This is a genomic window from Geitlerinema sp. CS-897 (genome assembly GCF_028368005.1).
Taxonomy (GTDB): Bacteria; Cyanobacteriota; Cyanobacteriia; order Cyanobacteriales; family Geitlerinemataceae; genus Baaleninema; species Baaleninema simplex.
Window position 1 is genome coordinate 1 of the sequence record NZ_JAQNCQ010000045.1, and the last position, 11,398, is coordinate 11,398.

Genomic DNA, 11,398 nt, shown 5'->3' on the forward strand with positions numbered 1-11,398 from the left:
CGAAAATGCCTGTGGAGTCGAGGCGACGGGGGATCGGGTCACTGATTCTAGTTGGCTGGCTGTGAAGCAGGAAATCTTTGGGGCGACCCAAGGAATCTCCCTGCATACCCGGAACGGGTTGCTGGGAGAGGATGTCAAAAATCTTTGAACGAATCGAACACAAGCAGTTAGCGAAAGTTATGCAAGGTTCTACTGTCGATACCTCTCAAACCGCGATGGCGGTGTCTCAACACGCCGAGGCGTCCGGCCACGGCGACCATCCCGACCATCGTATTTTTGGCGTTTACGTGTTTCTGCTGGCTGAGTCGATGATTTTTCTCGGCTTGTTCGCGGCATACTTGACGTTTCGTGCAGTGGCGGACGTTTGGCCGCCGCAAGGAACGCCGGAATTGGAGCTGTTGTTACCGACGGCGAACACGATAATTCTGGTTTCGAGCAGTTTCGTGATGAACCGGGGCAACCAGGCCATTCGTCAAAACGACGTTGCGGGGATGCGAAAGTGGTTCGCGATTACGGCGTTGATGGGAGCGGTGTTCCTGCTGGGTCAGGGATACGAGTATTTCACCAACGAGTTTAGTTTGACGGACAACCTGTTTACGAGTACGTTTTACGTCTTGACCGGGTTTCACGGACTCCACGTGACGTTCGGCTTGGGGTTGATTGCGGTGGTGTTGCTGCGATCGCTCAAATCCGGTCGCTATACCAACGAAAGTCATTTCGGGCCGGAAGCGGCGGAACTGTACTGGCACTTCGTCGATATCGTTTGGATCGTGTTGTTTACGATTTTATATTTGTTTTGACATCTTCACCGCCCTTGTAGGGCGGTGATTTCTGCTCTGCTAAGCAGTTACGAGTTCGACGACACCACTGACTCAGATCGCCGGGTTTCCCTTCAGCCTCTAACGCGCCTCCGCGATCAACCCTACGATTTTATCGAGCAACTGTTCCGGTTCCATCGGTCGCGACAAACAGTCGTTGGCACCGCTGGCCAAACACTGCTCTAAAATATCCGGGGTTCCCGTTTCCGTCATCAACAGGATTTTTAACGACTGCATCGCCGGAAGTTGGCGCAGCATGGAAATAAACTCGCATCCGTCCATTCCCGACAACCGGCGATCGACGATCGCCGCCACGGGTTTGAGCATTTCGATCTGTTCGAGGGCTGTGGAACTTTCTAACATCCAAATGGCGTGATATCCCGCCGCCGTCAACAAATCGCAAATTAACGTGGCTTCTTCCTCGCATTCGGCCACCAGGATCACTTGACCTTGAGGCGTGACGGTGGTTTTCAGGTGACCTCGGCGGTGGCCGTCGCTGGGAACCGTTGCCGATTTGGCGTGCGTCGGCTGCGTCGGAAGCCGGATGGTGAATTTCGAGCCGATACCCACTTGCGACTCGACCGAAATCGAACCGCCGTGGAGTTCGACGAGTTGCTTCGTCAACGCCAGCCCCAACCCCATACCGCCGTATTTTCGAGTATAGGTCGATTCGAGTTGGCGGAAGGTTTGGAACAACAGCGATTGCTGTTCTTCGGGAATGCCGATGCCGGTATCTTCGATTTCAAAGATGGCGTATTCGGCATTTCGAGACATCCGCAACTTCGCTTGACCTCCCGTAGCGGTAAATTTGAGCGCGTTGCTGAGGAGGTTGAACAGGATTTGGCGGACGCGATCGCGATCGGCCCGAAAGCGATCGCCCTTCGCACTCAGCTGCACGTCTAAATTCAAACGAACGCCGTTAACCGCCGCGCGATCGACCATCATCCGCAACATCTGACGCCCCAGTTGCGAGAGGGAAAATTCCGAGACCTTCAACACGGTTTTTCCCGATTCGATTTGGGACAAGTCCAACAGGTCGTTAATCAACTCCATCAAGTGTTCGCCACTGTTATAAATCGTTTGGAGATACTCTCGCTGTTTGGGCGTTAAATGTCCGAAAGACCACCGCAGCAACGTCGAAGACATTCCGATAATGCAGGTTAGAGGCGTTTTCAGTTCGTGGCCGATGGTGGCCAGAAATTCCGTTCGCGTTTGACTGGCGGCTTGGGCGGCTACCAGAGCTTCTCGTAAGTCTCGCGTTCGGCGATCGACCTGTTGTTCGAGGGTTTGTTTTTGCTGCTCGAGTTCGGCGTACAGCTGGGCTTGGGCGATCGCTAGACCGAAGCGATCGGCGATATGTTCTAGAAATTCCCGTTCTCGAGGTTGCCACGTTCTCGGGCGATCGCATTGATGGGCGACGATCAGTCCCCAGAGTTCTTCGCCCTCTTGGGTGCGAGTTCTCACGCGAACGGGAACGATGAGTTGCGATCGCACGCGTCCCTGTTTCAGCAGGCGACGCCACGGACCGGACAAGCCCCGCGCCTCGGACAAGTCGTCGAGAACGAGAACTTCTCCCGCTTCGTAGCGATCGCGGTCTTGGCTTAACAAACTCCAGTCGGAGTCGGGACAGAGAATCGACGGAATCTCTTTCTCGGGCGTGCGACTTTCGTACGTCATCCAATCGTGGGACGGTTCGGGTGGGGGCGTTGGCGACGTATCGCGAGCGACACGGTCGAACTGATACACGGCCAGGCGATCGAGTTCGAGGAAACGTCGCACGTGTTCGACCGTACTCGAAATCAGTTCGGGGAGTTCGACGCACTGGCGAGTTTGAGTCGTGACGCGTTCGAGCAACCGTTCTTGTTCGACTTGCTGGTTGAGGGCGTCTTCGACGGGACGACAGACCGATGATAAATCGGGCGATCGCTCGGTTTCAGCGAGAACGGCGGCCAGTTGCAGGGTGAACTCGCTTTGGCGTCGGGGGTCGTTCGTCCCGAGGGCGGCTAAGGCGCGTTCTCGGATCTCGGTATCGAGGGGAGCGTCCGCCCACAGGCTACTATCGGGGTTTAACGCAGCGGCGATGGTTTCGGGGTCGAACGTCAAACCCACCTCCATCGATTCGTCGTCGGCCTGTGAAGGGGATTTCGGATCGGTCGGACTCGGGTGAGGGGGCGTCTGTCGCCCGATGAGAAGTGCGCTGAAACTCGGCGATACTCCTAGGACGAAGCGCGTTCTAGAAGGGTCTTGCTGCGAGGAGAAGGCAGGTGCGAAGGGGGTTTCCGTCAGGACAAACGAAGGCTCGACGTCGGTGGCCACTGTATGTCGAACCAGAGTGTGAAGCCGCTCGAACGCCGTGGCGGGCAGCGTTCGAGACGCGAGATCGGGATGAGAAATATCCATCAGTTTATACAATACGTCGAGCTGCAAGGGGAAGTGACACCAGCCTCAAGACGCGCGTGGGAAGCGGGAGAAGCAGGGAATACGGCAATTGTCGTCCACTCGATAACGGAGTTCGATCGCCAGAACCTTCCCTCAATATTTTGGGGTTGAATTCTCGTTTTTTTTGAGAAGTCGAGTGGAGAGGGAAACGGCAAGGTCTTATGCAAAAAGTCGCTGAAAAACGCTTTAGAACACCAGAAATCGAGCGGTCGTCGAAACGTCCTATTACTATGCTAGTCTCGGTCAGAGTCCGATTGAAAAACGATCGTTTAAACTTAGGAATTGAGTGAAAAAAAGTATTTGTGCGAGGCTCGGTCGTTTCTCGACAAAATCGATCGTTTTTTTTAAGATCTCGATCGCCTCAGTTGAGTTACGATCTCTGCAAGGTCGGATCGAAGTTCGGATCGTCGAAGTCGAATCCCTCAACCTCAACCTCGCGATCGCACACCGACAGCTCGGCGACTTCTATCTCGAATACGTCGATAAAGCGATCGAAAATCTGAGGAACGACCTGTTCGACAGTGATGTGGGGACGGAATTGAGCCAAGCTACCTACGGGTTTGTCCGCAATGCCGCAGGGTACGATCGCCTCAAATCCCTTTAAATCGGGACAGACGTTCAGCGCGAAGCCGTGCATGGTAATCCAACGACTGACTTTGATTCCCAAGGCTGCCAGTTTGCACCCTTCGACCCAAACCCCCGTCAATCCCGGAACGCGATCGCCCTCGAGTCCGTAATCGGACAAGACGCGGAGAACGACTTCCTCGAGCTGGCGTAAGTACCAGTGCAAGTCGCAGCGGTAACGATTTAAATTGAGAATCGGATACCCAACCAGTTGACCGGGACAGTGATACGTGACCTCTCCACCTCGTTCGATACGATACAGGTCTAGACTGTCGGCTGCTTCGGGATCGAATTTGAGGAAGTTGGGATCGGCTCCCCGTCCTAATGTATAAACCGGAGGATGTTCGAGTAACAGAAGTACGTCGTCGAGTTCGGGAGTTTGACGCCGTCGCTCGACGAGCGATCGCTGCCAAGACCAGGCAATCTGATAGGGGATCGGGGTTTTCACCCAGAAAGCACGAAGCACACGGGAAGGGATATTACTAGAAATCATATCAAAGATCGAGAGAATTTCAAGTCATTTCGGTATCGATTTCCAAAAAATAAAATCACGAATTGTCAAGGAATGCAAAGGATTCTAAAGTGCCTTCCAAGCTGTCTGCAATCCGCCATACAATAGGGAGTAAGAAAGCTCGGTTCGCAAAACGTCTTTCTCCAAAGAGCGAAGGGGTTGACAGAAGGCTCGAAAAAAAGCGGCAATGCCCGCCCCGCTTTGGGTAGAGCTGAACGTCAAACCCAAATATTCAGGGGAAAACGACCGTAGCTTTCATTGACAAAAGGGTTCTCGAGCGGGAAATTTCAAAGATGAAACTAGTTATCCAAGGCAAAAATATTGAAATCACCGATGCCATTCGTGACTACGTCAACGACAAAATTACTAAAGCGGTGAATCACTTTCAGAATCTAACCACTGAAGTGGACGTTCATCTGTCAGTCGCTCGCAATCCTCGCATCTCTACAAACCAATCGGCTGAGGTGACGATTTATGCCAACGGAACGGTGATTCGCGCTCAAGAAAGCACGGAATCCATGTACGCCAGCATCGATTTGGTGGCCAACAAAATCGCCCGTCAGTTGCGTAAGTATAAAGAAAAACGCAACCGCAAGCTACACGTTCCGTCCAAAACCAGCGAAACCGTGGCCGAAGCCCCAGTCGTCGAAGATCTCATTGGCGATCGCACCGTCGAACTTCCCGAAGAAGTGGTTCGCACGAAATACTTTGCCATGCCACCGATGAGCGTTCGGGAAGCCTTGGAACAACTACAACTGGTCGATCACGACTTCTTTGTATTCTGCAACGCCGAAACTGAAGAAATCAACGTGATTTACGAACGCAACCACGGCGGTTACGGCGTCATTCAACCCCGCAAAGCCCAAGAAAACGGCTACCTGTCAAACGACGAAATGTCCAAAGCCTCCTAACTTCAGTTCCTCGAACGCTCTAGGGAGTATCGATCGCCCCCCAAACGTTCGAGTCGTGAAGCCACTTTAAACTCTCGCAACAGGGACGCCTTAACTGGCGTCTCTGCCTGGCGTTTGGGGCGATCGCTTCCGGGCGAGATCGAACCACTGCTGCAACTGCTGGCGACATTCCGTTTCGAGAATTCCCCCGAATACCCTCAACCGATGGTTCGAGACGCGACTGTCAGGAAGGTTCGACACCGTTCGCACCGAACCCGTTTTCGGATCGTCCGTCCCGTATACCAACCGTCCCAACCTCGCCAACACGATCGCCCCGGCGCACATGGGACAGGGTTCGAGGGTCACGTAAAGCGTGCATCGGGTCAAATGCCAAGAATTTAACGCTCGCCCCGCATCTCGCAACGCGAGAATTTCGGCGTGGGCGGTGGGATCGAGATCGCGTTCTCGGCGATTTTCCCCCACAGCGACGAGGGTGTTCGTAGAATCGTCGACCACCACCGCCCCGACTGGAACCTCCCCCGCTTCACCCGCCGCTTTCGCCAAGCGCAACGCCACGCGCATCCAATTTCGGTCGATCGTCATTGAAACTCATTGAAATTCCGTTTCTAGAGACATGGAGAGGGAAACATTAAGAAAAAGCAACGATCTCAACCCTCGACGTCCCGACAAGCCCGATACAAATCTTGCCACTCATCTCGTTCCTTCACCACAGTTTCGAGATATTCCTTCCAGACGATCGCGTCTCGACTGGGATCTTTCACCACTGTCCCCACCAACCCCGAGGCGACATCGCTCACTCGCAGTTGTCCGTCACCGAAATGTGCCGCTAACGCCCAACCGTTACTCACCACAGAAATCGCCTCAGCAGGACTCAACGTCGCCGTAGGGGATTTCAACTTGGTTTTTCCATCTTGCGTGACCCCGTCTCGCAACTCCCGAAACGCCGTGACGACACGCCGAATTTCCTGCAACGCTGGGGGTTCGGCGGGTAATTCCAGACTTCGCCCCAAAGCTTCCACGCGACGGCGGACGATTTCGACCTCGGTTTCCATCGTCGCCGGAAGGGGGAGAACCACCGTGTTAAAACGGCGTTGTAAAGCGCTCGAGAGGTCGTTCACGCCGCGATCGCGATCGTTGGCGGTGGCGATGAGATTGAAACCTTTCCGGGCCGATATCGCTTGATTGAGTTCGGGAATGGGAAGGGTTTTTTCCGAAAGAACCGTAATTAGCGTATCTTGTACGTCTGAGGGAATTCGCGTCAACTCCTCCACGCGCACGATTTTCCCAGTTTCCATCGCCCGCATCAAGGGACTGGCAACGGTGGCGTCTCGAGACGGTCCTTCAGCGATGAGTTTGGCGTAGTTCCAGCCGTAGCGCATGGCGTCTTCGCTGGTTCCCGCCGTTCCCTGGATTAAGAGGGTAGAATCGCCGGAAACAGCAGCGGCCAGATGTTCGGATACCCAGGATTTCGCCGTACCCGGAACGCCTAACAACAGCAACGCGCGATCGGTGGCGAGGGTGGCGATCGCAATTTCGATGAGGCGTCGGTTTCCAATGTATTTAGGAGAAATCTCGAAGCCGTTCTCGAGCGTTCCGCCAAGAATGTAAGTGGCGACCGCCCAAGGAGACAGGTTCCAATTGGGAGGACGCTGTCGCGTGTCGGCTTTGGCAAGTTCCTCGAGTTCGCCGCCGAACTCCTGTTCGGCTTGTTGGCGCAGGCGTTCGGTAACCGTTTGAGATGGGGAGGAGTTTCGTCGTCGGGTCTTGGAAGATGCCATCGGCGCAGGTTCACCAGGTTGGACTTTTGGTTATTTTAAAGGCTGTCTGGGGGCAGGGGGCATCGCGACCCTCGGGAAACTCCCTAACATCTCGACGCTCGGACTCAGCCGAAAGCGCGACAATTATGGTTCCTCGAACCCCTCAACCGTTAAAATGGCCGTATCGCCGCGTCGTCGTGGCGACGCGATCAGTGTGTTGGGGGCAGTTTTAACAATCGTGAAATTTCACATTCAATCCGATAGCGATATTCCCGCGTCGAACCAACTGTTCAACCAAATTCGGTTTGCCATCGCCTCGCGCCAGTTTCCACCGGGACACCGACTCCCGAGTACGCGACAACTGGCTATGCAGACCGGCTTGCACCGCAATACGATTAGTAAAGTCTACCGTCAACTCGAAGAAATTGGTTTGGTCGAGGCACAAGCGGGGTCTGGAATTTACGTGCGAGCTAGAGGCCACGAAGAAGGTGGCACTCATCTCGGTTCGCCTATCTTAGAGCAGTATCCCGAAGCCCGCGCCATCGTCAAACAGGGATTGGACGAACTCATCGAACGGGGCTGTTCTCTCAACGAAGCCCGAGAACTGTTTCTCGGCGAAATCGACTGGCGGCTTCGCTGTAGCGCCCGCGTGTTGGTCACTGCGCCCCTTCAAGACATCGGCGTGGGCGAGTTGATGGCGCAGGAACTCGAGCAAGCCTTGAAAATTCCGGTGCAGTTGGTACCGATGGAAGAGTTGGCGGAAGTGTTGGAGAAAGCTCACTCGGGAACCGTCGTCACGAGTCGGTACTTTATCGGCGACGCCGAAGTCATCGCCGCGCCGCGAGCGGTGCGAGTGATTCCTATCGATATTTACGATTACGCCAAGGAAACCGAGTTAGTTAAAGAGTTACCGAAAGATAGCTGTTTGGGTCTCGTCAGTATTAGTTCGGGACTGCTGCGGGCGGCTGAGGTCATCGTTCACAGTTTGCGCGGCGACGAGTTGTTGGTGATTACCACGCAACTGGGCAATACCTATAAGTTAAACGCGATGGTACGCAGCGCTCGTACGATTATTTGCGATCGCGCGAGTCTCGATGCTGTCAAAGCGTCGATTCAAGCCGCCCGCGACGATTTGATCCGTCCGCCGCAAGTTAGTTGTTTTGAAAACTACATCAGCAATCAGTCGATCTCCTTACTCCAGCGGGAACTCGGGTTAGATTAGCTCGAGGCGATCGCTCGTTCTTCAGCCCAGCGATCGCCCCAATTGGGCTGAGTCGGCACAGAGAAGAGACGAGAGAGAAAAACCGTCCCTGAAGCGATCGCGCCTTACCGAACGAACTGCGACACGTCTAACACTTTGACCGCCCCGTCAAACCCACCGCTGACCAAACGGCGACCGTCGGGGGTGAACACTAAATCAGCCCAGCCCGCGTGTTGTTCGAGCGTCCCGAGGATCGCGCCCGTATCGGTTTGCCACAGAAGAATCGTTCCGTTAACATCGGCACTGGCGAGAATGTATCCCACCCCAGCCGAAGAAAACACGGGGTCAGGACCGAACGCTAACGATTGAACCAGATTTTCGTGATTGGTCAACACGCGCAAACGGCGACCGTTCCCCGTATCCCACAGGCGCACCCGGCCGTCGGCGCTTCCCGTCGCCACGGTTCGACCGTCGGGACTGACGGCGACCGACCAAATGGGAACGTCGAGATGGACGAGCGTTTTCAAATACTGTCCCGTCTGCCAATCCCACATTTTCACCGTTCCATCTTCGCTGGCGGTGACGAGGAGGCGGCCGTTAGGGCTGAATGCCAGAGATTTAACATCGTCGCGATGTCCGTTGAGGGTGTGTAGGGGAGTCGACGTGCGATCGCGCGGAGACGGCGTCGCGTCCCAGATCTTCACCGTCCCGTCAGAACTGGCGCTGGCCAGAACGCGGCCGTTCGGACTGAAGGCGATATCGTAGATTTCAGCGTCGTGGCCGTTCCAGGTGGCGAGCAACTCCCGCCGCTGGTAGCCCCACAGTCGAATCGTCCGATCTTCGCCCGTCGTGGCGATAGTCCGACCGTCGGGACTGACAGCGACCGACCAAACGGGAGCAGTGTGGGCTGCAACGCTCGAACTTGCCGGACAGTTTCCGTCCGAACAATCGCGATCGAGATGCCGCAGGTCGAGCGCTCCCGTCGATGTCCCCGCCACGATCGACCGACCGTCGGGACTGACGGCGACCGACCATACCGCCCCCGGACTGCGAGCGAGGATTTGCGGGGGTAACGCCGTTTCCAATTGAGGTTCGAGGGGTTCGTGGAGAACCGGAGCGACTTCTCGGTGGGCGATCGGTTGGGGTCGCCGGCCGAAGCCGAGTTGGAGGAGACTGCTGCCAAAGGAAATGGCTAACAAGGCGAGCAGGGCGGGGCGAGCGAGGAGGAGCGAGGTTAAGATGGGAGCGCGATCGCGACGGTGGAGGTCTTTTAAGACCGCTCGGGCGTTGGCGTAACGATGGGGGAGTTCTCGCGCCACCATGCGATCGAGAATTCGCGCCAGGCGATCGCTGACGGGGTAGCGACAGCGACTCCGCCAGTTCCAAACGTCGTGGCGATCGTCGTAAAGCTCGAAGGGGGAAATGTCTGTCAGCAAGTACAAACAGGTAACGCCGAGACTGTACAGATCGCTTTGGGGGAGGGGATGTCCTTGGAGTTGTTCGGGGGCGGCGTATTCGGCAGACCCCGTCAGGGGATTGGGGGAGCTGGGAACGGCGTGACAGTGCAGGGAACCGAAATCGACGAGAATCCAGCGGTTATCGGATTGACGACGGATGAGGTTGTGAGGTTTGATGTCGCGATGAACCAGTTTTTTGTCGTGGAGGTCGCTGAGAACGGGGAGAACGTCGTCGAGGAGTTGGCGAATTTGGGCTTCGCGCCAGGAACCGGATTCGAGAAGGTGTTGGTGGGCGCTTTGCCCCATGACGTACTCTTGGACGAGGTACTGTCGGCCGTCGCGATCGAAGCTGGCCAGCAGTGTGGGAACGTGAGGGTGTTGGCTCAGTTGTTCCCAACGCACGAGGGTCTCGCGAGACAGGGGAGCGTCCGCCGGACGGGTGGCGACGGCGCAAAAGGTTTGCGTGGGCTTGTGTTCGTCGGCGACGAAGAAGGTGCGAGCGCTCGGGTGATGGCTCAGGGAAGTCAGCACGCGATAGCGTCCTGCGATCGCCATTGACGGTTGTAAGTCTGGGGGAATCGCATCCGAACCGGTGGGGGAAATGGAACGGGGGTCGGGTTGAGAAGAAAAGTGTTCGCTCATGGTTGGGAAACAGCGTGCCGATGCTGTCTATGTTACCGAGGGATTTTGGAGATCGCATCTGTGGGACTCGGCGATTCTCCGACTCGGACGAGAATGTCAACAAACGATCGAGCTATTGAGAAATGTAACGATGACGGGGCAGAGTTTTGAGGTATCCGATCGCTCGATTGCTGAGATCTTCAGGGATTACGACTGCCTAATGTAACGTTTGTTTTCGAGCGAACTGTTGAGCTACATCACGAATAATTTATTTCTGTAACATTTGCGACCGATAACCTAGACGCGATCGACACGGCCTCCTACAGTGAAGAACAATCGAACCGTTAGAAAAGTTCGAGTTTTGCGTGAGTTCCAGTTCCGTTGACACTCCGAAGGGCATTTGTCCTAAGAGCGTCAACCCGAAAGATCCCAGCTCGTTCTGAGGTCGTTTTCTTTGCGGAGGTTTTTTATCCTTGGATGCTGGGATCGTATGTCTGTCCGCCGCCCCGTTGGGATTGGCAAAAAGCCCCGTCTCCAACGGCGGTGCGACTGTGGAACGCCCTAGCCGCGACTGGCGGCGTTCTGTTAACTCTCGGTGCGATCGCTGTCGCGTTGGCAGCATGGGGCGTTATCGAATTGTAACGTTCCCTCGCATCCCAGATTGCGAGTTACCAAAAATTTGGGTCTAAAGCCTCGCCCCCTTCGACTTGGCTCAGGGCAAGCCTTCGACTTAGCTCAGGGCAAGCCTTGCAGGGCGACTTTGCTATGATGTCAGAGAATTGGAACGGTATTTAACCCGTCTAAAAACCGAGCCTCTAATCGAGGCATCCGAACCTTGAAAACTAGAGTTAGCGGGTTCTGTTCGGGAAAGCTCGAACAGGTAAAAGCTCTAAGTAACACGGACATCTCACGGTGGCGAACTCGGTTCGCCACCCCTGTCCTCAAGTACAGAGAGTCAATTTTTCAGTAGATTATAAGGTACGGTAGGGCATACCGAAACCTCCTCTGTAATGGGGAAAACGTCTGGGGAGATAAACCCCTCTGGTACTTATTGGCAAC

At 55.2% G+C, this 11,398-nt stretch carries 10 protein-coding genes and 1 pseudogene; 6 read left to right on the forward strand and 5 right to left on the reverse strand.

Annotation, left to right across the window (positions count from 1 at the left end; all coding sequences use genetic code 11):
- Both POG22_RS02430 and POG22_RS02435 read left to right on the forward strand, forming a co-directional pair.
- A pseudogene (locus POG22_RS02430) lies at window positions 1–148 on the forward strand (RNA-guided endonuclease TnpB family protein); the annotation flags it as partial.
- A 31-nt stretch (window positions 149–179) separates the two neighbouring features.
- A complete protein-coding gene (locus POG22_RS02435; protein WP_017659994.1) occupies window positions 180–800 on the forward strand; it encodes a cytochrome c oxidase subunit 3 in 621 nt (206 codons plus the stop codon).
- 99 nt (window positions 801–899) lie between these two features.
- Here the strand turns inward: POG22_RS02435 and POG22_RS02440 are convergent, their stop codons facing one another.
- Complete coding sequence (locus POG22_RS02440) at window positions 900–3,218, reverse strand: hybrid sensor histidine kinase/response regulator (protein WP_498903426.1); 2,319 nt, start codon at window positions 3,216–3,218, stop codon at window positions 900–902.
- Between POG22_RS02440 and POG22_RS02445 the strand changes: the two genes are divergently transcribed.
- Window positions 3,204–3,368 carry a hypothetical protein gene (locus POG22_RS02445; protein ID WP_498903427.1) on the forward strand — a complete coding sequence of 55 codons (165 nt, stop codon included), beginning with the start codon at window positions 3,204–3,206 and terminating at the stop codon, window positions 3,366–3,368. The genes POG22_RS02440 and POG22_RS02445 overlap by 15 nt on opposite strands.
- Before the next feature lie 259 nt (window positions 3,369–3,627).
- On the opposite strand, the gene lipB is transcribed toward POG22_RS02445, so the two are convergent.
- Window positions 3,628–4,374: a lipoyl(octanoyl) transferase LipB gene (gene lipB, locus POG22_RS02450; protein WP_498903429.1), complete on the reverse strand. Its 747-nt coding sequence runs from the start codon at window positions 4,372–4,374 to the stop codon at window positions 3,628–3,630.
- A 311-nt stretch (window positions 4,375–4,685) separates the two neighbouring features.
- On the opposite strand from lipB, the gene hpf reads away from it, so the two are divergent.
- Complete coding sequence (gene hpf, locus POG22_RS02455) at window positions 4,686–5,303, forward strand: ribosome hibernation-promoting factor, HPF/YfiA family (protein WP_017659998.1); 618 nt, start codon at window positions 4,686–4,688, stop codon at window positions 5,301–5,303.
- A gap of 90 nt (window positions 5,304–5,393) precedes the next feature.
- Here hpf and tadA read toward each other — a convergent pair whose 3' ends face one another.
- Complete coding sequence (gene tadA, locus POG22_RS02460) at window positions 5,394–5,885, reverse strand: tRNA adenosine(34) deaminase TadA (RefSeq protein ID WP_063719438.1); 492 nt, start codon at window positions 5,883–5,885, stop codon at window positions 5,394–5,396.
- A gap of 65 nt (window positions 5,886–5,950) precedes the next feature.
- Complete coding sequence (locus POG22_RS02465; RefSeq protein ID WP_498903430.1) at window positions 5,951–7,081, reverse strand: ATP-binding protein; 1,131 nt, start codon at window positions 7,079–7,081, stop codon at window positions 5,951–5,953.
- 214 nt (window positions 7,082–7,295) lie between these two features.
- Between POG22_RS02465 and POG22_RS02470 the strand changes: the two genes are divergently transcribed.
- On the forward strand, window positions 7,296–8,282 hold the full coding sequence (locus tag POG22_RS02470; RefSeq protein ID WP_026097511.1) for a GntR family transcriptional regulator: 987 nt from the start codon (window positions 7,296–7,298) through the stop codon (window positions 8,280–8,282).
- Between the two features lie 104 nt (window positions 8,283–8,386).
- Here POG22_RS02470 and POG22_RS02475 read toward each other — a convergent pair whose 3' ends face one another.
- Window positions 8,387–10,360, reverse strand: coding sequence for a protein kinase domain-containing protein (locus POG22_RS02475; protein WP_498903432.1), 1,974 nt, complete (start codon window positions 10,358–10,360; stop codon window positions 8,387–8,389).
- Between the two features lie 456 nt (window positions 10,361–10,816).
- Here POG22_RS02475 and POG22_RS02480 point away from each other — a divergent pair, with 456 nt between their 5' ends.
- On the forward strand, window positions 10,817–10,981 hold the full coding sequence (locus tag POG22_RS02480) for a hypothetical protein (protein WP_498903434.1): 165 nt from the start codon (window positions 10,817–10,819) through the stop codon (window positions 10,979–10,981).
- Window positions 10,982–11,398 lie beyond the last annotated feature (417 nt).